The 25,303-nt window shown below is 61.5% G+C and carries 10 protein-coding genes; 9 read left to right on the forward strand and 1 reads right to left on the reverse strand.

Annotated features, from left to right (window positions below):
- Window positions 1-698: 698 nt before the first annotated feature.
- The 6 genes from pglW to PXH66_RS17450 are packed head-to-tail and all read left to right on the forward strand — an operon-like array spanning window position 699 to window position 18,650.
- The gene (gene pglW / locus PXH66_RS17425) at window positions 699-4,934 is read left to right on the forward strand and encodes a BREX system serine/threonine kinase PglW (protein WP_330928029.1); all 4,236 of its coding nucleotides are present in this window, start codon (window positions 699-701) and stop codon (window positions 4,932-4,934) included.
- Window positions 4,935-4,952: 18 nt separating this feature from the next.
- A complete protein-coding gene (pglX, locus tag PXH66_RS17430) occupies window positions 4,953-8,693 on the forward strand; it encodes a BREX-2 system adenine-specific DNA-methyltransferase PglX (RefSeq protein WP_330928030.1) in 3,741 nt (1,246 codons plus the stop codon).
- Between the two features lie 32 nt (window positions 8,694-8,725).
- On the forward strand, window positions 8,726-12,508 hold the full coding sequence (locus tag PXH66_RS17435) for a BREX-2 system ATPase PglY family protein (RefSeq protein WP_330928031.1): 3,783 nt from the start codon (window positions 8,726-8,728) through the stop codon (window positions 12,506-12,508).
- 6 nt (window positions 12,509-12,514) lie between these two features.
- Window positions 12,515-15,208 (forward strand): BREX-2 system phosphatase PglZ, encoded by a 2,694-nt coding sequence (gene pglZ / locus PXH66_RS17440; RefSeq protein WP_330928032.1) that lies wholly within the window; start codon window positions 12,515-12,517, stop codon window positions 15,206-15,208.
- Complete coding sequence (gene brxD / locus PXH66_RS17445) at window positions 15,205-16,527, forward strand: BREX system ATP-binding protein BrxD (RefSeq protein ID WP_330928033.1); 1,323 nt, start codon at window positions 15,205-15,207, stop codon at window positions 16,525-16,527. Before pglZ ends, brxD begins: the two co-directional genes overlap by 4 nt.
- Window positions 16,524-18,650, forward strand: coding sequence for a DEAD/DEAH box helicase (locus PXH66_RS17450; protein WP_330928034.1), 2,127 nt, complete (start codon window positions 16,524-16,526; stop codon window positions 18,648-18,650). The genes brxD and PXH66_RS17450 overlap by 4 nt, the downstream gene beginning before the upstream one ends.
- 73 nt (window positions 18,651-18,723) lie before the next feature.
- Here PXH66_RS17450 and PXH66_RS17455 read toward each other — a convergent pair whose 3' ends face one another.
- A complete protein-coding gene (locus PXH66_RS17455; protein ID WP_330928035.1) occupies window positions 18,724-19,206 on the reverse strand; it encodes a DUF6933 domain-containing protein in 483 nt (160 codons plus the stop codon).
- A gap of 237 nt (window positions 19,207-19,443) precedes the next feature.
- Here PXH66_RS17455 and PXH66_RS17460 point away from each other — a divergent pair, with 237 nt between their 5' ends.
- From PXH66_RS17460 to PXH66_RS17470, 3 genes are all read left to right on the forward strand, one after another.
- On the forward strand, window positions 19,444-20,316 hold the full coding sequence (locus PXH66_RS17460) for a sugar phosphate isomerase/epimerase family protein (protein WP_330928036.1): 873 nt from the start codon (window positions 19,444-19,446) through the stop codon (window positions 20,314-20,316).
- A 26-nt stretch (window positions 20,317-20,342) separates the two neighbouring features.
- Window positions 20,343-23,615, forward strand: a complete 3,273-nt coding sequence (locus PXH66_RS17465) for a DUF7133 domain-containing protein (protein ID WP_330928037.1) — start codon at window positions 20,343-20,345, stop codon at window positions 23,613-23,615.
- 179 nt (window positions 23,616-23,794) lie between these two features.
- On the forward strand, window positions 23,795-25,300 hold the full coding sequence (locus tag PXH66_RS17470; protein WP_330928038.1) for a sialate O-acetylesterase: 1,506 nt from the start codon (window positions 23,795-23,797) through the stop codon (window positions 25,298-25,300).
- Window positions 25,301-25,303: the final 3 nt, after the last annotated feature.

Raw genomic sequence — 25,303 nt, forward strand, 5'->3', positions numbered from 1 at the left:
CCGGGCCGCCGGCCTGGAACCCATCATCGCCGCCCCCGGTCACGCGTCACGACCCCAGACAGGCACGTCCACCACTCCCAAGCGTCATTGCTGACCGTAGTCGCTTCCTGCGACAATCGCTCATCCCGAGGGCTACAATCAGACGAGACTCCATCATCCTATCCGACACGACCCAATCCGGCAATTGGACGCCCGCCTATCCGGCAATTTAACGCAACTCTGCCCTGATTCTCGTGGGCAGTAGTAGTCGATTTGACGGAGCGGTCCGGAAGCTCCGATCGTTTGCGAATAAAGCGAAGCAAACGGAGCCTGCAGCGGTTCAACAAGTCAGCCAAGTGCTGACGGAACGTCTCGCCGTGAACTTACACCGACCAAAGGTGCGGAACTACTCCCATGCCCCATCCATAACACGACCGCCCCCCCCCCTCAGTGCATACGAGGCAAGGCAACAGCCTCGAATTCGGAAGGAGCAAATATGAGTCGAAATCATTTGCCCGCCATCCGTGGAGTCGGCCCGGCAAAATGAACCATCTGATTCAATCAAATACCGTATCCCAGTCCGCCGACCTTTACACCTTCAATCCCTTGGTGTTTAAGCAATAAGACTCCTGCCTCCTTCGGGCGGAATCCCGGCGCTGGCCTCGCTGTGATTGCTTGCGAATTATTCTCTCACTAGCAGAACCTTTTGCACTCCCCGCATGCCCCCGCCTGAAAAATACTGGAAGACGATTTCGCCGTCTCTGTTTCCTTGGGAACAGGAGGCGCTCGACTTTGTGTTCGAACGGTTTCCTGCGCAGGACAATTACCGGGCTTGGGCCAATTTTGAATTCATCGCCGATGATGGTTCGATCAACGAGGTTGATTTGTTGGTGGTCTGTCCGCAGGGCGTCTTCCTCGTCGAGATAAAGAGCAACCCTGGGACGCTTTCCGGCGACACCATGAATTGGACGTGGGAACATGAGGGGAAGCGCAAGACGCGGGAAAACCCCCGTCTGCTCGCTAACCGGAAATGCAAACGCCTTAAGTCGCTGCTCGCCCGACAAAATGCGTTCAAGAACCAGTCGGTTCCCTATTTTGAACCGCTGATTTTCGTTTCCCATTCGGATGCGAAGAACCAGCTCTCCGCCGTCGCCGCCAGCAATGTCGCGTTGCGGGACATCGCGGCCAAAGGTGGATCGCCTGAACGACCCGGTGTCATGGCTGCGTTGCAACGGCGGGTCTGCCCGGGTCTCAAACAATTTACGTCCTCTCCCGTCAATCGTCCGATGATCCGCGCGCTCTCCCGGGCCATGGATCAGGCCGGGATTAGGCCTTCGCAGAGCGCCCGACGCGTGGGCGATTTCATGTTGGATCAGCTGGTCTTCGACAGCCCCACCGGTGCTTATCAGGATTGGACGGCCAAGCATGTCTCGATCGAATCGACGAAACGCTTTGCCCGCATCTACATGGTGGCCCGGCAGAGCACCGCAGCGGAGAAGAAAATCATCACCGAGGCCGCCCATCGGGAGTTCCGGCTGCTCGAACTCCTCGACCACCCGGGTATTCTTAAAGCCGATCCGCCGACTGAATCCGATCACGGTCCGGTGCTGTTCTTCCGGCGTTCGCCGGACTTTCTGCCGCTTGACCAGTTTCTTAAGAACGAGGGGACGGCACTCACCGTCCATGACCGGCTCGATATCCTGCGGCAAATCACGGAGATCATTCAATACGCCCACGGGAAGAAGGTCCTTCATCGGAGCCTCAGCCCGCGCAGCATTTTGATTCGGCGCGACGGCCCCACCAAACTGGTCGTGCAGATTTTCAACTGGCAGACCGGCGGCAGACTGCCGAGTTCGACCGGGTCGGGCACGATGCAGTTGTCCAACACGCTGCATGCGGGCCAATTGGTGGAGGATACTTCGCTGGTTTACCTGGCCCCGGAGGCTTTTGTGGGTGGCGCAGATGGCGGCGGAGAAATGGACGTCTTCTCTCTCGGCGCCCTCACTTATCTTCTCTTCACGGGTAGGCCCCCGGCCGAGTCGATTGCCGAACTCCAGCAGAAGCTGCGATCCAGCTTGAGCAATGGGTTGAATGTTCGCGAGGCCATGGATGGCGCGGTGGACACCTTGGACGACTTGGTGAAGAGCAGCGCCAACGGGGTCGCGAGTGATCGTTGGCCGGTGGCAGATTTCCTGGCGGGGCTGGATTGCATCGAGGAGGAACTGACCCGTCCCGACGAAGAAGAGAAAGCCAACCCCCTCGAGGCGAAGAAGGGTGACCGTTTGGCGGGCGGTTTTGTGGTTGAGAAATCGCTGGGCAGCGGCGCGGTATCGAAGACCTACGTGGTCAATCTAGGCGACTCGCAATGGGTCCTTAAGGTCGCGCGGGATTCAAAATACAACCAGCGCATCCAGCGTGAGTTTGAGATCCTGGAGAAGCTCAAGGACCTGCAGTTCCGCGAGGTCGTGAAGCCCCACGCGGTGCACCATTTTGATGAACTGGTTGGCTTCACCATGGAGAGTGCGGGCGAGGAGACGCTGGCTCGTCGCATCACCCGCGAAGGTCCGCTCGACCTGACTCTGCTCCAGCGTTTTGGCGACGACCTGCTTCGCACCGTGCGGGATCTCGACGAGCACGGCATCACCCACCGCGACATCAAACCCGACAACATCGGCGTGCGCGTGCCCGGCAAAAAAGAGCAGAAGCTTTGCCTGTTCGATTTCTCCCTCTCCAATACTTCTCCCGAGGATATCAAGGTCGGCACCGCCGCCTATCTCGATCCGTTTATTTCCGAGCGAAAAGTGAAACGCTGGGATGTGAGTTCCGAGCTGTTTTCCGCCGCGATGACGTTGCACGAGATGGCGACGGGCCTGCTCCCCTCCTGGGGCGACGGCAAGAGCGATCCCGCGGCGATCGCGGACGAAGTTTCCATCCGGCCCGAGTTGTTTGACCCGGATCTGCGGGAGCGCTTCAGCGCGTTTTTCAACCAGGCTCTGCGACGAGACTTCAGCCAGCGGTTCGACAATCCGTCCGCCATGCTGGACGCGTGGAATCATGTCTTCGTGGCGGTCGACAAGCCCAAGACCGATCACGACGAAGACGCCACCACCCAGATTCCGGACAATGTCACGGCGGGCACCCAGCTCGTGTTGTTGGGTCTGAGCACGCGCCTGCTCAACACGCTCGACCGGCTCAACCTCGTGACCGTCGCCGACCTGATCGCGGTGAATATCCGGCGCATCCAACGGTTGCCGGGGGTCGGCAACAAAACCCGCCGCGAACTCGGCCGGCTCGTCTGGGAGCTGCGCCGGCGGTTACCCGAACTCGAGATCGATCCGGCCAAAGCCATTGCGGATCTCGAGAACGATTCGACGACCGCCACCCCCGACGCCGTGGCCAGTGTCGACGTCATTGCCAAGCAGGTCGCCATCATCGGACGAGGCACGGATCGCGTGGCCGAGCAGGAGATGCTGCAGCGCTTTCTCGGCTGGCAACTCCCGGAAGGCGTCTCCCCGCTCGACTGGACCAGCCAGAGCGACATCGCTCCCGCGCTCGGGGTTACGCGTCAACGCATCGGGCAGGTCGTCACGCAGGCCCGTCTGCGCTGGACCAAATTCCCTGCGGTCACCGGCCTGCGGGACTCCATCTATGAGCTGCTGTGTTCCGTGGGCGGCGTGGCCGTGCATCGGGAGATGATCGACTCGATTCTCGCCGCGCGCGGCTCCTCGTTTGACGACGCGCAGCGCACGCAGATGGCCTCGGTCGTGGTGCGGGCGGCCATCGAGACCGAGCGCCACCAGAAGGAGCCCCGTTTTCAAGAATTCCGCAGCGACGGCCATATCTACATTGCGGTCGCGCCCGAGCTGAAAGCGTTCGCACAAAAGCTAGGCAGCGCGGCCGACGAACTCGCTGCCCAGGATCCCCTGCCGAGCCCGCCGAGCGTCATCACAGCGCTGCGGGCGATCCCTGTTCCCGACTTGCCGGAGCAGGTCGCTCCCATGTCGGACAATCGTCTCTGCCAGCTCGGTGCCGCCGCGTCGAAGCGCGCCGCCCTTTCCAGTCGCCGTGAGATCTACCCCGTCGACCTCGCGCCCGAGCGCTCCCTCACGCTGGCGCAAAATGCCTTCTTTGGTGGATTGCTTACGGTGGCCGAGCTTCGCAGCCGAATTGCTGCCCGCTACTCGCAGGCCGCCCCGCTGCCCGACCGACCCGAGCTCGACAAACTCATCACCTCGCTCGGCATCGAACTGACGTGGAACCCCGCCGCGGCCGACGGGCAGGGAGCCTACGAAATCCCCGGCGTGGAGAAGGGCACCGGTGATTACACCTCCGAGACCCTGACCGAGCGCTACCAGACCCGCCTGTCGGCGGCCCGGCCGGGTGATGTCTCTCCCCAGATCGCCGAGGCGCGAAACCTTGAGGGCAAGCTCACTCATGCCGCCAAGCACGGGGCCTTTCTCACGCTCGCGGTGCCTCCGGGCCTGCTCAAGCGGGCCGAGGAGGAATTGTCGGATCGTTTCCCCGTCGAAATCTGTGACCTCGATGCGGTGTTTCTTTCGCAAATGAAGCAGGAGGCGCAGCGCGGCGGGGCGGATTGGCAGATTGTCTTGCAGGCCGATGCGGCTGCGCCCGACTCCCTCGCGTGGAAAAACCTCAATGTGCTGATCGATCGCTGCATTCCCGCGCTCAAGACCGCCATGCGCTCGCCGCAGAAGACGAAGCTCCTGATCAATCCCGGTCTGCTGGCCCGCTACGACCGCATGAACGTGCTCGCCGAACTGGCCGGCGAAGTCGGGCGGACCGACGGCGTTCAGGGTATCTGGGTGCTGCTGCCGGCCAGCGATCAGAACCCGCTGCCGACGCTCAACCAACGGGCGATTCCCATGGTCACGGGCAATGCGGCCCAGCATGTGCGACTCAACGACGCGTGGCTGTCCAACAAGCATCGCGGCTGATTCCGAATTTAGACTCCCATGATCACCTCCAAACCCCTCTTATCGGCCCTCAAAGCCCAGGTCTCCGCGCTGGAGGATGACCTGCGGACCCGTTGCGCGGACGACAAGGCGATTGATGCGCCGTTGCGGGCGCAGTATGACGCGGCCAAGGCGCGGAAACGCACGGCGATCACCTATGCCGCGTGGCGGGATGAACAGCTCACGCAAGTGGCGGTGGCGTGGGTGCTCGCCTGCGTGTTTGTGCGCTTTCTGGAGGACAACGAACTGGTCGAGGTGCCGCGCCTCGCGGGGCCAGGGGCGCGTTTAAAGCGGGCTGAGGACGAGCATGAACTCTTCTTTCGCCAGCACCCCACGTCGACCGAGCGGGAGTATCTGGAAACGGTGTTCAACGACGTCGGCCGCCTGCCCGGCATGGTGGAGTTTTTTGACCGGCGGCACAACCCGCTGTGGTTGGTGGCGCCCTCGGGTGACGCCGCGGAGGCCTTGGTCACGTTCTGGCGGCGCACCGACGAGACAACCGGGGCGCTGGCCTTTGACTTCACCGACCCCGTGTGGAACACCCGATTTCTGGGCGACCTTTACCAGGACCTGTCGGAGGCGGCGCGGAAGAAATACGCGCTGTTGCAGACGCCCGATTTTATTGAGGAATTCATCCTCGATCGCACGCTCACGCCGGCGATCGAGACCTTTGGTTATAAGGAGGTGCGGCTCATCGACCCGACCTGCGGTTCGGGTCACTTCCTGCTCGGGGCCTTTGATCGCCTCTTCCGCCTGTGGCAAAAACACCAGCCGCAGGAGAACCCGCGGGTGCTCGCGCAAAAGGCGCTCGATGGCGTTTACGGCGTGGATCTGAATCCCTTCGCCGTGGCCATCGCCCGGTTCCGTTTGCTGCTCGTGGCGCTCAAGGCCTGCGGCATCACGCGACTCAAAAACGCGCCGGCGTTTTCCATCCACCTCGCGGCGGGCGATTCGCTGCTGCACGGCCGCCGCTTCGATCAGTTTGAACTGCAAGGCGCTCAGCAACGGACCTTCGATACCGAAGAGATGTTTAAGGATGAACTGAAGCACCACTACGAAGTCGAGGATGGCGAAGCGCTGCATCGAATTCTCGGCCAGCAATACCACGCCGTGGTCGGCAATCCACCCTACATCACGGTGAAGGACCGGGCGGTGAGCGCGCTGTATCGAGACCGCTACCCCTCGTGCCACGGCAAGTATTCGCTCTCCGTGCCCTTCATGGAGCGCTTCTTCGACCTCACGGTCAAAGGCGATGGTTCTCCGCATCAGAAGACGGCCGGATTTGTGGGTCAGATCACAGGGAACGCCTTCATGAAGCGTGAATTTGGTAAGAAACTTATCGAGGACTACCTCCCGCGTTGGGACCTCACGCACGTCATCGATACTGCCGGGGCCTATATCCCCGGTCACGGCACGCCGACGGTTATTCTTGTTGGGAAAAATCAGTCACCCGTAAGTAGCACCGTCCGCACTGTGCTCGGCATTGCGGGAGAACCAGTGACTCCCGCCAATCCTGCGCAGGGCCTTGTTTGGCAGGCCATTGTTAGCCAAATAGACCAGCCAGGAAGCGTGAGTGAGTGGATGAGCGCCGGCGACTCACCACGTGCGAATTTTCATCGCCATCCGTGGAGTATAGGTGGCGGCGGTGCCGCAGAATTGAAAGAACTGCTCGAACGAGCAAAAGACCATGAACTCGGGGAGCTTACCGTAAGTTCCGGTTTTGGCTCGATTGTGGGCGAGGATGACGCGTTCATTTTTCCGCAGAGATCACAACAAGCTCAACGGCTGTCGCGGAAAATTCGCAGAATGTTCGTGGAAGGAGATACAATTCGAGATTGGTCCATCAACTCAGACTTAGAGTGCCTTTTCCCATACGACGATCATATCAACATTGTCACCGATTCTGAGATTCTAAATTTTCTCTGGTCCCTGCGTGCAGTCCTTGAGCAGCGCCGAGATTTCAGCAAACGAACATACCGTGAATGCGGTCGCCCTTTTTGGGAGTATCATCAAATCCCGGTGGAGCGAAATCGCGCGACTAGGCGAATCGCATACGCGTTTGTAGCTACACATAACGAGTTCGTCTTTGATGTAGGCAGTAAGGTGTTCAAGCAGTCAGCGCCGATCATCAACCTCACAACCGACGCGTCGGATGCTCTCCATCGAGAACTAGTCGGATTGCTGAATAGTTCGACCGCGTGCTTTTGGCTCAAACAAGTGGCTCACAATAAGGGGAGCACGGTTGATCAAAGGGGAGCACGGCAGCGCACGGCTGCCTTTGAAGATTTCTACGAATTCACTTCCACGCAAATGGCGAGTTTTCCCATCCCCGCGCACCAGCCTACACAGCTCCCCACCGCGCTCGTCCAAACCAGCACGGCCATGCAGGAGCAGGCACCGGCGGCGACGCTGGCGGTGTGGAGCGGCCCGGAAAGCGGAGATCTGCACGCGAGACTGGCAAGCGCCCGCGAGACTTGGACCGGCCAGCGTCGCCAGCTCATCGCCTACCAAGAGGAACTGGATTGGCAGATCTACCACGCTTACGGACTCATCAGCGATGCAGACAACTTGCTGTGGCCGGAGGATCGGCTGGACGAACTGCCGCCCTTGGAGTTGGGCGAGCGCACGTTTGAGATCTTTATGGCGCGGCAGATGGCGCGGGGCACGCTCAATACCACGTGGTTCGATCGTCATGCTGGGGCTGGCTCCCGAGCCATCACCGAACCGCCGTCGCATTGGCCGGACGACTACACGGCGCTCTATCATCGGCGCCACGTCGCGATCCAAGAGAACCCGAATCTCAAGCTCATCGAACAACCGGAATACAAGCGGCGGTGGAATACCAAACCATGGGACGAGCAATGGACCGAGGCCGCGCGTGAGTGGATGCTCGCCCGGCTGGAAGGTTACTTCCACGAGGGCCAGCGCGTCTGCGATCTCGCGGGTTCGTTTGTGCCGGCGAACCACGGTTTCGCGGCGGCGTCGGGTCCGCATCTGGTGACCCTCAATCAACTGGCGGATGTCGTGCAGTCCGATGCGACCTTCCTGATGGTCGCGGAATGCTACCTTGATCGCAGCGGGTTCTCCGTGCCCAAGCTTTTGCGTGAACTCGTCGACACGGCGGTTGTGCCCAATTTACCGATACACCGTTACAAGCCGTCGGGTCTGCGCAAGCGCGAGGACTGGGAATCGACGTGGGCGGCGCAGCGTCGCGAGGACGTCGTCGAGGCCACGGTGCGCGAGGACAACGCCGGGATGCTCGAGCCCGAGTTGAAGACGCTCGTTCGCCAGACGCAGCTCAAGCAGGTGGGCGACATCCCGGTGCCGCCCAAATACGCCAGCAAGGATTTCAAGAAACCGGCGTTCTGGAAACTGCGCGGCAAACTCGATGTGCCCAAGGAGCGTTGGATCGTCTACGCGGGCGCCGAGCGCGACGGTGATCCGTCACCGGTGATCGCGTGGGCCGGCTGGAATCACCTCCAGCAGGCGCAGGCCCTGGCGGAGTATTACCTCGACGCCAAAACCAACCAAGGGTGGGAGGTCTCCAAGCTGCAACTCCTGCTCGCGGGCTTGATCGACCTACTGCCGTGGCTCCAGCAATGGCACAACGCCGTCGACCCCGATCTGGGCTCCGGCCTGGGTGACTATTTCCGCAACTTCGTCGAAGAAGAATGCCGCACCCACAACCTCACCTTCGATCAAGTGAACACCGCCCGTTTTGAGGTGATGGCTGAAGACTGATCGTCCCCTATTTTTACCGACCCCGTTTTCCCATGACCTTCATCAAAGACCTCATCCAGATCCCGGACCACGTGGGCAAGGGCGACTTTGTCCTGCGCCTCTCCGAGGGCGTCACCGATCCCGCGGGCACGGTGCGGCACTACCAAGTCACGCCGCAGTTGGTGAAGTGTTTCGACGAAGCGCTCAAGCTGGTGAAGGGCGCGCTGACCGGGTCGACGAGTCGGGCGGCCTACCTGCACGGCAGCTTCGGTAGTGGTAAGAGTCACTTCATGGCGATCCTTCACCTGCTGCTGCAGGAGGATCCCCACGCCCGATCGATTCCCGAACTGGCCGACGTCATCGCCAGCCACAATGCGTGGACGCAGGGGAAGAAGTTGATGCTCGTGCCCTATCACCTCATCGGGGCCAAGAATCTCGAATCCGCCATCCTCGGTGGTTACGCCGCTCACATCCACCGGAACTTCCCGGACGCCCCCACGCCAGCGGTGTTTAAGTCCGAAGGGTTGTTGGCCAATGGAGAGCAGATTCGCGAAGGGTTGGGCGACGAGAAGTTTTTCGCCAAGCTCAACGCCACGACGTCCTCGGGAGGAACCGAAGGCGGTGGCGGTTGGGGGAACATCTCGGCCACGTGGACCGCGACCACCTACGATGCAGCACGACACAGCTCGCCGACCGCTGAGGCGCACCGCCGACTGGTGCGAGATCTGGTGGAGACGCACCTGCCCGCGATGCGCAATACCGACGAGTTTGTGGATCTCGACGACGGCCTCGCCATCATGAGTGCCCACGCCAAGGAGATTGGCTACGACGGGCTCATCCTCTTCCTCGATGAGTTGATTCTATGGCTGGCCAGCTACGCCGCCGATCCTGTCTTTGTGAGCCGGGAGGGCCAGAAGGTCGTGAAATTGGTGGAGTCGGAGCGAGCGGATCGGCCGGTGCCGGTCATCAGCTTTGTGGCGCGTCAGCGAGACTTGCGCGATCTCGTAGGCCAACACGTGACCGGAGCGGAGCGCCTGGCCTTTGCCGATGTGCTCAACCACCACGACGGCCGCTTCGGCGTGATCAAGCTGGAGGATCGCAACCTGCCGGCCATCGCTGCCAAGCGCATCCTGGCTCCGATCGACGACACCGCGCGATTGACGCTCGATGATGAGTTCAACCGCACCGCGCAGGTGCGGGAAGAGGTCATGAACACGTTGCTCACCCGCACGGGCAACAAAGACGATTTTCGCAAGCTGTATCCCTTCAGCCCCGCGCTGGTGGAAACGCTGGTGGCGGTGTCCTCGGTGCTGCAACGCGAGCGCACCGCGCTCAAGGTGATGGCCCTGCTCATGGTCGAGCAACGGGAGACACTGCAGCTCGGGCAAATCGTGCCGGTGGGCGATCTCTTCGACCAAGTGTCGCAGGGCGACGAAGCGTTCAGCGCCGACATGAAGATCCACTTCGAGAACGCGCACCGTCTCTACGAACTGCACCTCAAGCCGCTGCTGGAAAAGGAACACGACCTATCGTTTGAGCAGGCGGCCGAACTGCCGTTTGACGATTCCAAGCGGCGGGCGCTGCGCAACGATGACCGGCTCATGAAGACGCTGCTGCTCGCGGCGCTGGTGCCGGAAGTCGAAGCGCTCAAGGCCATGACCCCGGGCCGACTGGCGGCGCTCAATCACGGCACCATCAAGTCGCCGATCCCCGGGCAGGAAGGCGCGACCGTGCTCAACAAATTCAAGAAATGGGCGGCGGCGGCGGGACAGATCAAGATCCGTGAAAGCGCGGGCGGCGCCCCTACAATCTCGCTGCAACTCTCGGGCGTCGATGCGGAGCAAATTCTGGCGCAGGCCGAATCGGTCGACAATCCCGGCAACCGGATTCGCAAGCTCAAGGAATTGCTCTTCGAGCAGATGGGCGTGGCGGGGCAGGACGAGTTGTTCTTCCGCCACAAGTTTCGCTGGAAAGGCACGGAACGGGAATGCGATCTGCACTTCGGCAATCTGCGGGAGTTTGCGGATGAAACGATCCAGTCGGACGGGGAGACCTGGAAGCTGCTGATCGACTATCCCTTCGACCAATCCGGGCACAGCGTGCGGGACGACCTGGCCCGCATGGAGAAGTTTCAGGAAGAGAACGGAGCCTCGCGCACGATGTGCTGGTTACCGTCGTTCTTCGGGCACGAAGTGCAGAAGTCACTCGGCGTGTTTGTGCGGCTGGAGCAGATCCTGAAGGACAACCAGTTCCCCAACTTCGTGCAGCACCTGAATCAGGTCGATCGCGACAATGCCCGGGGGCAGCTGGAGAATCAGCGCAGCCAGTTGAAAACCCAGCTCATGGCGCAGCTCGAAATGGCCTATGGTCTGCGAACGGGCGGCGAGGACTATCTGGATCCCAGCAACTCGCTGGAGCCGGCGGAGCAATTTCTCTCGCTCGATCCTGCGGTCCAATTGCAACCGCCGGTGGCGGCCAACATGGCCGATGGCGTGGTCCGCTTGCTGGAACAAGCTCTGGGCGCGCAATACCCCGGTCACCCGAATTTTGAAGACGATGCCGGGCTTACGAAGGGCGGTCTCGCCAAGGTGTTGGAGGTCGTGCGCACGGCGGTGCAAAACCCGGAGCCCAGTATCGTGGTCGAGCAGTCCCTACGGAAGCCCATCCTGCGCGTGGCGGTGCCGCTGAAGTTTGGCGAGATGGGCGAGATGCGCTTTCAAATCGGTGACCACTGGAAGAAGCACTTCATCAAACAACAGGCCCAGTCGACCACACCGCTGAGCGTGGGCAAGCTGCGCAAGTGGATCGACCTCCCGCTGGCGATGGGCCTGCCCGCCATGGTGCAGGATCTGGTGATTCTGGCCTATGCCGAGCAGACCAATCGGGTATTCAAACTCCATGGCGCTTCCGTGGGAGGAGGAATCGGCGACCTGCCCGACGAAATGGTGCTCGAGGAAGTCGCGCTGCCGGCGGAAGGCATTTGGACGGCGGCCTGTGAGCGGGCCAAATCACCATTTGGCCTTTCTTCCTCGCCTCTGCTCAACGCGACCAACCTCGACACGCTGGCCAAGAATTTGGTTGAAATGGTGACCAAGCTATCGCCCGAGACGGCGGCCCTCGTTAGGCAGCTGACCAAAGCGAAGGAGGAGCACTTTCCTAGAATGGAAAGCTGCACGCGGCTTGATACGATCAAGGAGGCGGACGCTTTGTTGAAGGGACTGGGGCAGGCCTCAGGCAATGAAATCATAAAGCGGCTCGCCGGGGTCACCCTGCAGTCGAGCAGCGTCGCGCTCGCAAAGAGTATGTTCAGCGCGGACGAGGTAATCCAGGCGCTTGCAGGAGCAGACTGGAAAATATTCCAAGGCATCCGTGCGCTCACGGATGAGCGTAAGGCCTCCGCCGCGGCGGTGTGGCGGGACTTGGAAACGGCCATCGCGAGCGATGAATACGCCATCGCCCTCGGCCCTAAACTGGCGCTGCTGAAGGCGCGAGCTATCGACCTGCTGACGAAGCCGACGGCGACCCCGCCGCCACCGCCACCGCCCCCGACGGCGCAGACCAAACCCGTGGGCAAACTCAAGGCGCTGTATGGACGCAGCCAGGCCGAAGGGGATGGGTTGCCGGAATGGGTCGAGGATCCCACGGAGATCCTAACCGTGCATATGTTCGGCGCGGCGCCAGGGGAGTGGAACTCCTTGTTGGTGGTTACACCCACCTTGAAAGCCCTGATCGAGCTCGACCCGCAGGCGGAGGTGGATCTGGCAAAGAAAACTCTAAAACTCCCGCGCTTTGGGCAGACGCTCAGCCTGAGCGTGAAACCCGAACATCTGGCGTAGCGTAATATGACGACTGTCACAGCAGGCCAGATACGTGCACAAGTTGCGGGGTTGCGGAAGAAGGTCCGCAACGGGGCGACTGCGTTTGCGCTGCGCGTGAATGGAACGTGGACCGGCCCGGATCACATGGAGATCGACGGCACCGCGCACCTCATTCGTTCGTGTGCCTCGGATCTGCAGGCCCGTGAAGCGTTGCACGATGCCACCGAGAAACAGTCGCCAATTATCCTGCTCTGTTCGATCGCGTCGGATCGACTGGGGGAGGACGTAATCGCCCGCTTTGCGCGCAACCGCGTGCTGGCGCCCGACGCGGGTGAAATCCTGACCGAGCTCTTCGCAGCCAGCATTATCGACCCGCGTGTTCTGGCCACGAAACCGTTGGTGGAAGCGCTGCTCAACCGGGTGCCGCTGAGTGGTTACCGACCCGTGGGCGGAGGCACGTTGGATTTGCAGCACGCGTGGTCGGTGCTGATCGAGCAGGCCACCGGCAGTTCGTTTGCGGATCCGAGTATCACTCAAGTGCTCGAGTGGTCTGCGGATCCCAAAAAAATGAAGGCGCTGGAGGCGTTTGATCCGCAGCTGAGACAAGCATTTGTCGATTGGTTTGCCCGGACCCGAGGCGAGTCGATCCGGTTCATGGTGGCAGCGATTGAAGCCGGTTCCGGGGCCGAGTTGGTGCCGCTGGGGCTCACGTTGGGATTGGTGTTTTCGCCGGAGCTCAAAGGAACGCCGGAGTATCACGCTGCCAAAGCTCGGCTGGAAAAAACGTTCGGTGGAGAGGTGATCGATGCTGAAAGCGCACGCACCTGGTTCCGCGCCGCCGAAGCCGTGGCCAAATCGTGGCTCGAAGGGATTAACGCAACAACCCCGGGAGCTCTGCTCAAGCGCGTCGATGCCCTATTGGCTGACCTGAAGCTGCCGGCATTCGCCTATCTTTCGGACTATTCGGCGGCGGGGATTGAGGGCCGTTTCGACCGGCTGGGCGAGGCGCTGCAACGGGCGATCAAAAAACCTCAAGGTGAACACGTGGCGGAGGCGCGCGGGAGTCTTGATCACATCAATCGGCACGTCCTGGCCTCGTCGGAGGTTGATCGGTTGGAACGAGCGGAGATGGCATTGCGGTTGACCGGTTGGCTAATGAGTCGGGTGGAACCCAAATCCACCACCAGTCTGCCCGAGCTGACCGAAGCCTATCACCGGGAAGGTGGGTTTCTCGATTGGGCACGCAACCGACTGCGGGAGGCGGATATCTCAACGTCGCTGCAGGGCGCCTACGAGACCGTGCTGCAACACGTGAATGCCGTCATGACGGAGCAGGAGATTCACTTTGCGACCAAATTGGCGGATTGGACGCGCAGTGAGCAGCAGTCCGAACGCACGATCTGTATCGAGGATGTGCTTACGAAGGTGGTGGTGCCGGTCGCCAAGGCTCAACCCGTGCTGCTGCTCGTGCTCGATGGGCTCAGTGTTGCGGTCTTTCGGCAACTGTTGCGCGACATCACCCGGCAGGATTGGGCGGAGATTGCCAACGAAGATCTCGGCTTACCAAGACCGGTATTGGCGACCTTGCCGTCAGTGACGCAGATATCGCGGCGGGCATTGTTTCTCGGGAAACTATCTCCATCGAAATCCGGGACCGAACAGGGGGAATTCAAGAACAACGAGTTTTTGTTCAAAGCCTCGGGCAGCGCGAACCGACCCAAGCTTTTCCTCAAAGGCGATCTGCAGGAAGAGGGTCACGGCGGCATCGCGTCCGAAGTGAGGAAAGCCATCGGCGACAAAAAGTCGCGCGTGGTCGGCGTGGTGGTGAACGCGATCGACGATCAATTGGACGGTGGTGACCAATACGCTCCCACGTGGTCGATTGATCGCATCACGCCGCTCCGGGAACTGCTCAAGCTGGCAGCAGATGCCGAACGGCTGGTGGTGCTCACGAGCGATCACGGGCATGTGCTGGATTTGGGATCCACCAAACTTCCGTCGGCCAAAGGTAGCTTTGGTGACCGCTATCGATTGAACACAGATGCACTGGCCGAAGGTGAGATTCATATTGAAGGACGCCGGGTGGAGCAGGCGCTTGGTCAAAAGCAAATCGTGCTGCCGTGGAGCGCAGACATTCGCTATGGCCAGAAGAAGCGAGGCTACCACGGTGGGGCGAACCCGCAGGAAGTGGTGGTGCCTTTGGCCATTCTGAGTGGACCGACCGAAACGTTGGCGACCGGGTGGAGAGAGATGCCGTTCTATGAACCCACGTGGTGGCGATTGGCGGGAGCAGACGAATCGGTTGCTCCGGCCGAAGTGGCACCGAAGAAACCCAAGGTCGAAGTGGTGGCAGCCGTCAAAGGGCTTGAGTTGTTCGACCAACCCGACGCAACCGAATCGGCCGGCGAAGCGAGCTGGGTCGATGCGTTGTTTGAAACGACAATCTATCAAGCCCAGGCGAAACTCGCGGTGCGAGGTGGGCCACAAAAGCAGGTCGTCGCATCGTTGCTGGAAACGATCGAACGCCGCGGGGGCTCGATCATGAAGGCGCCGCTAGCCGAGGCGTTGGGCATGCCACTGTTCCGCATCGATGGACTGGTGCAAAACGTAAGTCGGATTCTAAATGTCGACGGCTATGAAGTGCTTTCCTTCGACCGTGCGGCCGAAACCATCACCCTGAACACCAGCCTCTTGAAGGCGCAGTTTGAGCTCGAATGACTTCCCTAAGCCCCAAGAAGCGCACTGAAATTCTCGATGCGGTGCGGCGTGGAACCGTGCCTAAAGACGGTCTCGATGTCCTGGCGGTGGGACTCGACAAATTTCTTGATCCCATGGATCAGGATCTGGCGAAACTAGCCGGGGGCGGAAGTGCCTTCAAAGCCGTGCGAGGAGACTACGGATGCGGAAAGACGTTCTTCTCCCGTTGGCTGCAGGAGCGGGCCCGATCGCAGAATCTCGCCACCGCGGAGGTGCAGATCTCCGAGACGGAAACACCGCTGCACCGGCTGGAGACCGTATATCGGCGCATGATCGAACGACTCGCCACCCAGAGCTCACGCTCGGCAGCGTTTCGCGGGGTGTTGGACAGTTGGTTCTATGTGCTGGAGGAGGACGTGCTCAGTAATGGCAAAGTGGACGCCAATGATGCGGACACGCTCCTGGCCGCCACCAACGAACTCATGGAGCAGCGCCTGAATGCGATATCGCGGCAGTCCCCCAGTTTTTCGGCTGCATTGCGTGGCTATCGTGCAGCGCTGGCCGAAGGAGATGCCGGAGTCGCCGAAGGGCTGGTCGCGTGGCTGTCCGGCCAACCCAATGTCGCGGCGGCAGTGAAGCGGACCGCTAACATCAAAGGTGAGGTGGATCACTTTGCCGCGTTGAGTTTCCTGCAAGGTCTGCTCGTGGTGCTTAAGGATTCGGGACACCCGGGAATGGTGTTGGTGCTCGATGAGGTGGAGACCTTGCAGCGAGTCCGGGGGGATGTGCGCGAGAAGGCGCTCAATGCGCTGCGTCAGTTGATCGACGAAATCGATGCCGGACGCTTCCCGGGTCTCATGCTTATCATCACGGGCACGCCGGCGTTCTTCGAAGGACCGCAAGGGATTAAAAAACTCCCGCCACTGGCCCAGCGGTTGCACACCGATTTTGATACCGAAATGCGGTTCGATAATCCGCGCGCGCCGCAAATTCGGCTGAGGGCGTTTGACTTCGATATGCTGCTCGAAGTCGGACGTAAGTTTCGAGACATCTTCGCGGATGGTTCGAAGGTGAGGGATCGGATACTCGCGACCGTAGACGATGCATTGATCGAGTCTTTGGCGAAAGGCGTCAGCGGCACGCTGGGCGGAAAGACCGGCATAGCCCCGCGTATCTTTCTCAAGAAACTGGTGGTGGATATTCTCGATCGAGTTGAGCTCCATCCCGGCTTTGATCCCCGGAAGGATTACCGTCTCACCATCAAGCAGGATGAACTTAACCTGGAGGAGCGGAATCAAATGCCCGCGTCATCGGTTGAGGACATTAAACTCGAACTGTGAGCGGATTCGAGAAACTGGATCCGCTGGTCCAGCACCACATCGTCAATACCTTGGGGTGGCGTGGACTGCGTCCCTTGCAGGAGCGCAGTATCGAACCCATTCTCGCGGGCGAACACTGCTTGCTTTTGGCGCCGACGGCGGGAGGAAAGACGGAGGCGGCGATCTTCCCGGTGTTGTCAAAGCTGTGTTCGGAGAATTGGACGGGATTGAGTGTAATCTACGTCTGCCCCTTACGGGCGCTGCTGAATAATCTGCATATCCGACTGCAGGTATACTGTGCGATGGTCGGGCGAACCTGCGGGATCTGGCATGGCGATGTCAGAGCTTCGGAACGGAAAAAGGTCCATGCAGATCACCCGGACATTCTGCTGACGACGCCGGAGTCGTTGGAGGTCATGTTGATCAGTGCGCATCCCGATGGGCGGGAAATGCTGAAGTCCGTTAGGATCGTTGTGATTGATGAAATTCACGCGTTTGCGGCGGATGACCGGGGCTGGCACATGTTGGCTGTTTTGGAGCGGGTTGGGCGATTGGCGGGCCGTGAGCTGCAGCGACTCGGACTGTCGGCAACGGTGGGTAATCCAGACGAGTTACTCCAGTGGTTGGCCGGTCACTGCGAAGGTAACCGCAGGGTGGTGAGTCCGCCGGCCGAGACCTCGACTATTCGGACGGATGTGCAGCTGGATTATGTCGGCAGCATTGAGAATGCGGCGCTTGTAATTTCGCGTATTTTTCGCGGAGAGAAGCGATTGGTTTTCTGTGACAGCCGGGCGCGAGTGGAACTGTTGGGAAACGAGCTCAGAGAGCTAGGAGTATCCTGCTTTCTTTCCCACAGCTCCTTGAGCGCGGAGGAACGCAGATCGGCGGAGGCGGCGTTCGCCGAGGCTCAGGACTGCGTCATCGTCGCCACGAGCACTTTGGAGCTGGGTATTGATGTCGGTGATTTGGACCGCGTCATTCAGATCGATGCGCCGTTTTCGGTCGCCTCGTTTCTGCAGCGACTGGGGAGGACGGGACGAAGGGAAGGAGCGGTTCGGAACTGCCTCTTTCTGGCCACCAGCGAAACCGCGTTGCTCCGAGCGGGGGCGCTGTTGCAGCTCTGGGAAGGTGGATTCGTGGAGCCCGTGCAGCCGCCGAAGCATCCGTTGCATTTGTTCGCCCAGCAGTTGATGGCGCTCTCGCTGCAAGAAAAAGGAATCGGAGTCCAGGACTGGAAGGACTGGGTGTCGCGTCTTCCTCCGTTTTTTGGAGTAACCGATGCCGAGTTCAACGAAGTGATGGATCATCTGCTGGCCCAGGAGATTTTGTTTTCTGACGGAGTGAGGCTCAGCTTCGGGGACGAGGGAATCAGTCGTTACGGAAGGAGACATTTCATTGAGCTGGTTTCAGTGTTCACGTCACCACCCCTGTTTCGGGTGCTACACGGCAGGAAGGAACTCGGCACGGTTCACCAGATCGCGTTTGTCCGGCATCGCGAAAATGAGCCGGCGGTGTTGTCGCTGGGTGGGCGAAGTTGGGTGGTGGAATCCATCGAATGGCCAAAGCGAATCGCCTACGTGATTCCGTCGAAAGAGAAGGGCAAGCGCCAGTGGATCAGTTCTCAGTTCGGAATGCCGTTCGCTCTCTGCCAAGGCGTTCAGGCGTTGCTGAAGGGGAGCGAAGAACCAGAGCGTTGGAGTTCACGAGCCAAGGAGAAAATGGCGTCACTCCGGCAAGATTACGAGGTGCTCAATCGCGAAGGTGATACGGTCCTCGTCGCGCAGGAGGACAACAAGATCAGCTGGTTCACCTTTGCTGGAAGCGTGCTCAATGCGGGAATCGCGGATCTACTTATTCAGCTTGGAATCAGCGATGTCAGGGCTACGGATTTCGCCGTCACGCTTAAGGGAACCACGGACGTTCAACGCCTGTTAAACGAGATAGAACGACTGATTCCCGCGGATATCCGAGCCGCATTTCAAGTCTCCGAAGAATATTTGAACAACCTGAAGTTCAGCGAGTGCTTACCTCTAAACACCGCGGAGGGAATCGTCCGTAAGCGGAGCATCGCTCTCGCCCATCTGAAAGAAATTCTAGCACGTCGCCGCAACGTAGTTCTAACGAACAAGGGGGAACCGGAATGAGCGCAGGACTGGGTCCGGCTTTGTGCCTCGTGGCGAGACTGACTGGAGGGATTTCCAGCGACCGGGAAAACGCTCAAACCAGACGAATCAGCGCTTCCTTCGGGGAATCCATGCCGAGGAGACTCATCGGGGCTTCGTTCAGGCGCTGGTTGGTGTGGGTGAGCGAGTCTCCCGCGAGGAGATGGTTCTCCGCGATCCATGCCAGGTCGTTGATCGAGCCGAGCACGGCTCGGTCATGGCCGCGCGCGAAGTGGCAATCGGTCAGCGCTACCAGCAGCGCACTCACGTGATGTTGCGCGGCAGCCGGCAAATCGAGGTGCTGGTGGATACCCGTCGCAAAGGCTCTGCGCAGGCCCTTCGCGTTCGTCACCCCGCGCTGCGGCACCACGATCGAATAAAGCGACTCGGTGTGACTGAAGATGAGATGAGATTTACGGCCCGCCATAAAACTGCGCACACACCAGTCGCACCATGATCCCGCCGTCGGCGGATGTTCTTCCAATGGAGTCAGCTTCAATTTGGCGGCCAGCTTGAGCGTGGGGCGAATGATGATCACAGCAAAAACGGTAAGCTATTGCTGCCAGGGCCGGAACCGAATTCGACGGGCCATCGGGTCAACCCGTCATGGTCTCCGGTATCGGGTAAAGATCTGCGGCCGCGATGATTCAACGATGACCAACCGCTCGCACGCGTTCGAACTGTCCCTGGCAAAACCACTGGCAAAACAGTTCATCTGGATTATTGATGTTGGGCTTACCCGCGACCTCGGCGTCGCTTAACTTCCCCCACCGTCATGCCCCGCTCCTCTCTTACCCCATCTCGTCGCAACTTTTTCAAAACCGCCGGCCTCGCCGCCGCTTCCGTCGCGCTCGCTCGGACCGCATCCGCCACCACTCCCGTGGCCGACGCCACCAAGACGACGGGGATCCCGTTTCGGCTCGGCGTGGCTAGCTACTCGCTGCGCCAACTCCCCGTCGATGGCGTCATCGATGCCATGCACGCGCTACAGACGCCTTGGCTCTGCCTCAAATCGTTTCACTTGCCTTACGAGCTGAGTGCCGCGGATCTCGCCGCCGCCCGCGCCAAATACGAGGCCGCCGGTCTCACCATCATCGGCGGGGGCAACATCGCCCTGCGCAAGGACGACGATGACGATATCCGCCAATACTTCGAATACGCCAAGGCCGCCGGCATGCCGGTCATGGTGTGTTCGCCGTTGATCGCGGCCCTCCCGCGCATCGAAAAATTCGTCAAGAAATACGATATCAAGATCGCCATCCACAACCACGGTCCGGAGGACAAGGAATACCCGGCCGCCAGCGATGCGTTGAAGCACCTCAAGGGCATGGACCCGCGCATGGGCGTGTGCCTCGACATCGGCCACGCCACGCGCGCCGGGGCCGACATCGTGGCCGAGGCCGCCGCCGCCGGCCCCCGCTTGTTCGATATTCATATCAAGGACCTCAAGGTCGCCACCGAACGCGACAGCCAGTGCGTCGTCGGTGAAGGTCTGCTGCCGATCGCCGCCTTCCTGCGCCAACTTCAACGCCAGGGCTTTTCGGGCTGCGCCAATCTCGAATACGAAATCGACGCCAGCAACCCCGTGCCCGGCATGCAACGCTCCATCGCCTACCTGCGCGGCGTGCTCGCCGGTTTCGCCGCCTGATTCTTCTCCGCCAGCTCACCTGCCCCATGCGCTCCCGTCTTTGGCTCGGCCTGACGCTTCTCCTCCCGTGTCTCGTCAACATCGCGGCCGCCGCGCCCTTGCCCGGTGCGAACGGGCTCGAACTGACGGAGTTTGCGCACGAACCCATGGTGCGCAACGTCGTCGCCGTCACGGTCGACGAACAGGGGCGGGTCTACGCCACCTCGGTCGTCCGGCGTCAGGCGGCCGATCTCGACATCCGCCGGTTCAAGGAGTGGATCGAGAGCGATCTTAGTCTCACTTCGGTCGAGGCAAAGCGGGCGTTCTTTCATCGCATGCTCACGCCGGAAAACTCGGCCACCTACGCCGACCGTTTTGAAGACACCAACGGCGACGGCAGTTTCGACTGGCACGATCTGAACCTGTTGGCCGACCAGATCTCACGCCTCGAAGACACCGACGGCGACGGCACGGCCGACGTGACGGTGAAATTCAACGCCACCGAGAACAGCGAAATCACCGGCATCGCCGCGGGTCTCGCCGCGTGGGACGGTGCGCTCTACGCTACGGTCGAGCCCGACATCCTGCGCCTGGTCGACACCGACGGCGACGGCATCCCCGACGACCGCACCGTGCTCGCCACCGGCTTCTCGCTGCACCTCGGATACGGCGGCCACAATTTCAGCGGCGCCATCATCGGGCCCGACGGCCGGCTCTACGTTTCGGTCGCCGATCGCGGCATGAACGTCACGACCGCCGACGGTCGCACCCTCGCCAATCCCCACAGCGGCGCCATCGCCCGCAGCGAGCTCGATGGGTCCGGATTTGAGATCTTCGCCACCGGTCTGCGCAATCTGCAGGAGCCGGCCTTCGACGACCTCGGCAACATTCTCGGCGTGGACAACGACGGCGACATGCAGGGCGAAAAGGAACGTTTCGTCTACGTGCCGGAGGGCTCCGATACCGGCTGGCGCACCTACTGGCAGTATCGCGGCGACGACTACCAACCGTGGATGGACGAAGGGCTCTCGATTCCCGCCCACCCGGGCCAGCCCGCGTATCTGTTGCCCCCGCTGCAGTCCTACAAGGACGGTCCCGCCGGCTTCGCGCACAACCCCGGCACGGCGCTCAATCCGCGCTACCGCGATTACTTTTTCATGTCCGCGTTTCCGTCCCGCAATCTCTTCGCCTTCAAGGCCGAGCCGGATGGAGCCGCCTTTAAAATGGTCGACGAACACACCGTCGCCAGCGGCGTGCTCATGACGGGAATCAGTTTTGCCCCCGACGGCGCGCTCTACCTCGCCGACTGGTCTTCCGACGGCTACGCCATGAACGAAAAGGGCGCGGTCTGGAAACTCGACGACCCGCGCGAGGCTGGCTCCGACCTGCGCCGCACCACGGCGGAACTGATCGCCGCCAACTGGCGGAAAACGCCCTCCCGCGATTTGCCGACCTCGCTCGGTCACGCCGACCAACGCGTGCGCATGAAAGCCCAGTTCGAACTCGTGCGCCGCAAGCGCTCACGCACGTTGCTTCAGGTCGCCAAGGATCAGAGCTCGCCCCCGCTCGCCCGCGTTCACGCCATCTGGGGACTCGGCCAACTCCTGCGCCAAGGCCGCATCGCGCCGAGTGGTTCGCGCGTGGCTTTGCTGCGCGACGCTGATCCGGAAATCCGCGCCCAGACCGCCAAGGTTTTGGGGGAAGCCAAGAAAACGCGCCGCGCGGTCGCGCCCGCTTTACAAGCGTTGCTGCAGGACGACGCCGATCGCCCGCGCTTTTTCGCCGCCATCGCGCTCGGCCGACTCTGTGCCAAGACCGCCGCGCCCGCGCTCATCGATTACCTCGCTCGTGACGGCGATGACCCGTTCCATCGCCACGCCGCCGTCATGGGGCTCGCGGGCTGCGCCTCACCCGCCCAGCTCGCAGCGTTGGCCACGGACGACCGGCCGACCGTGCGGATGGGCGCGGTGGTGGCGCTGCGACGTCAACACGCCGGCGAGGTGGCCGTATTTTTGGCCGATGCCGACCCTCTGGTCGTCGCGGAAGCTGCGAGCGCAATCTACGATGACACCCCCATCGTGGCCGCCCTGCCGGCGTTGGCCGACCTGCTCGCGCAGCCGGACGGGTTGCATGAACGCACTCTGCGCCGTGCCCTGGGCGCCGCCGTGCATTTGCGCTCGGTCGATCGAGCGTCGGCCGTCGCGGCGATCGCCGGTCGCGAAGACCAACCCAAACCACTCCGCCTGCTCGCATTGGATCTGCTCAAAACCTGGCCGGAGCCTCCGCGCCTCGATAGCGTGCAAGGTCGTTATCGGGTCCTCCCTGTCGTCGATGCCGCGCCCATCGCTCCGGCGATCGAGGCTACGCTCACGGCATTGAGCCAGTCCGCCGACTTTGCGTTGGCCGAAGCCACGTGGCAAACCGCCGCGACCTACCGGTTGCTGCAGGATCCCGCCAATTTGACGGCAATCATTCAACAGGACGGCGCGCTGGCGGCGCTCGCGCTGCAAACCCTTACCGACCTCGCGCCGCCCGATTTGCTCTCCATCACGCGCACCGCGCTGCAATCGGACCACGCCGACGTGCGAGCGGCGGCACTGCGGGTTTTGGCCCGGCACGCGCCCGCTGAATTCGCCGCCGCCGCCACCGCGGCGCTGGAGCGCAACAACGTGACGGAGGTGCGAACGGCTTTGAGCGCACTGGCAGACCAACCCGATGCCATCGGCACCCCGTTGCGCCTCGCCGCGCTCGAACAATTGCAGCGCGGCGCACTGGCCCCGGCGCTCGCGCTCGACGTGCTGGAATCAGCCGGGGATTCCGCCGATCCCGCCGTCACCGCCGCAGTGGCCGCGTATCAGAAAACCAAGGACGCGAGCAATCCGTTGGCTCCGTTCAGCGAGACACTGCACGGCGGGGACCCGGTTCGCGGTCGCTCCATTTTTCAAACTTCGGTATCCGCGCAATGCACCTTGTGCCACCGCGTTCGGGGTGAAGGCAGCGCGGTGGGTCCGGCCCTCGCGGGCATCGGGGCCAAGCCCGCCCACTATTTGCTGGAATCGCTGATCGAACCCAACGCCGTCGTCGCACCGGGATATGGTTTCACCACGGTGACCCTCGCCGACGGTGAAACGGTCGGCGGCACCCTGATCGAAGAATCGGCGACACAGGTTCGCCTGCAATTGGCCGACGACTCCACTCGCGTGATCGCGGCCTCCGATATCGTCGAGCGCACGCCAGCCATGTCGGCGATGCCGCCGATGGGGTTGCTCATGTCCAAGCCCGAGCTGAGAGACTTGCTGGCCTACCTGCAAAGCCTCTAATATCAGTCGGTTGCACCCACTGCGCCCCTCGAAAAATCGGGGCGTCGCAGGCGTCTGACCCGAACCGGGCGCGGTTGGATTAAAAATTTCCCTCCGTTTATTACCCGAAAGTAGGCAATATCCCCTAAACTCGATCGAACTTAGTGCCGTTAGAAAGCATTAAACCTCAGGAACTCCCCATGCATTTTCGCTTCCCTCCCCTTTGCCTGATCCTTGCAGCCCTCGCCTCAGGGGCATCGGCTGAAGTCACTCTCGCGCCACTGTTTACCGATCATGCCATTTTGCAGCGTGACCAACCCGTGCCGATTTGGGGCACCGCTGATCCCGATGAAATCGTCACGGTTTCCTTCGCCGGCCAAGCGGTCGCGACCACCGCCGATGCCGAGGGCAAATGGCTCGTTTCTTTGCTCCCGATGCCGGCCAACGCGTCCGGGCAGTCCCTCACCGTGAGCTCCGACACCATGATCGTGCTCGACGACATTCTGGTGGGCGACCTTTGGCTCTGCGGAGGCCAATCCAACATGGAGTGGCCGTTGCGCAACGCGAACGACGCGGAAGCTGAAATCGCCGCCGCACAATACCCCCTGATCCGCCACATCAAGATCGAGCGTCGCATCGCCCGCGATCCCATCACGGAGGCGCGCGGCAGCTGGACGATGTGCACGCCCGACACCGCGCCGCATTTCACGGCCGTCGGCTACTTTTTCGCCCGCAAACTCCAGGCGGAACTCAACGTCCCCATCGGCCTCGTCAACAGCAACTGGGGCGGCACCCCCGTCGAGGCCTGGCTACCGCCCTCCGCCTTGCAGAGCCTGGAAACCCGGGTGCTGGCAGCGTCACACCAAGCCGTCTCCTACCATCGGTTCGCCCAGCAACTCGCCTCCTACCAGGAGCGCCTCATCGAGTGGGAAACCCGGCGCACGGCGGCAGTCAAAGTGGGCGAGAACTCCGAGGAACCCGCCCCCTCCGCTCCCTGGACGCCCGGCGCGGAAAACCACACGGCGGTGCTCAACAACGGCATGATCGCACCGCTCGCTCCGGCCGCGTTGCGCGGTGTGATTTGGTATCAGGGCGAAGCCAATGCCGATCAACCCGAGACCTACCGCGCCTTGTTCAGCGCCATGATCACGTCATGGCGCGAGCAGTTCCAGCAGCCCGATCTGCCCTTTTATTGGGTGCAACTCGCGAATTTCGGCAGCGCTGAAAACGACGGCTGGGCGTTTCTGCGTGAAGCCCAGACCCAGACCCTCGAACTCCCGCACACCGGCCAGGCCGTCATCATCGATATTGGCGACGCCAAGGACATCCACCCGCGCAACAAACAGGATGTCGGCGACCGGCTCGCTCGTTTGGCCCTCGCCCGCGACTACGGCCGCCCGGTCGAAGACTCCGGCCCGACGTTTGCCGCGGCGGTCTTCGAGGACACCCAGGTCGCCGTATCCTTCACGCATGCCAAAGGGCTCCACACCCGCGACGACGAGGCTCCGCTCGGCTTTGAAATCGCGGGCAAAAACGGCGAGTTCCACGCCGCGACCGCGCGACTCGACCACAAACGCGTGCTGCTCAGCGCGCCCGGCGTGATGAATCCACTCTACGTGCGCTACGCCTGGCGCGATCACCTCGACGTCAACCTCGTCAACGGCGAGGGCCTGCCCGCCGCGCCCTTCCGCACCGACACGTTGTAAGCC

The sequence above is a fragment of the Synoicihabitans lomoniglobus genome, assembly GCF_029023725.1.
Lineage (GTDB): Bacteria > Verrucomicrobiota > Verrucomicrobiia > Opitutales > Opitutaceae > Actomonas > Actomonas lomonigloba.

Coding starts and splice junctions, on each gene's coding strand:
- brxD (WP_330928033.1), top strand. CDS start 15,205: ATGACTTCCCTAAGCCCCAAGAAGCGCACTGAAATTCTCGATGCGGTG.
- PXH66_RS17470 (WP_330928038.1), top strand. CDS start 23,795: ATGCATTTTCGCTTCCCTCCCCTTTGCCTGATCCTTGCAGCCCTCGCC.
- PXH66_RS17460 (WP_330928036.1), top strand. CDS start 19,444: ATGCCCCGCTCCTCTCTTACCCCATCTCGTCGCAACTTTTTCAAAACC.
- pglX (WP_330928030.1), top strand. CDS start 4,953: ATGATCACCTCCAAACCCCTCTTATCGGCCCTCAAAGCCCAGGTCTCC.
- pglZ (WP_330928032.1), top strand. CDS start 12,515: ATGACGACTGTCACAGCAGGCCAGATACGTGCACAAGTTGCGGGGTTG.
- PXH66_RS17465 (WP_330928037.1), top strand. CDS start 20,343: ATGCGCTCCCGTCTTTGGCTCGGCCTGACGCTTCTCCTCCCGTGTCTC.
- pglW (WP_330928029.1), top strand. CDS start 699: ATGCCCCCGCCTGAAAAATACTGGAAGACGATTTCGCCGTCTCTGTTT.
- PXH66_RS17435 (WP_330928031.1), top strand. CDS start 8,726: ATGACCTTCATCAAAGACCTCATCCAGATCCCGGACCACGTGGGCAAG.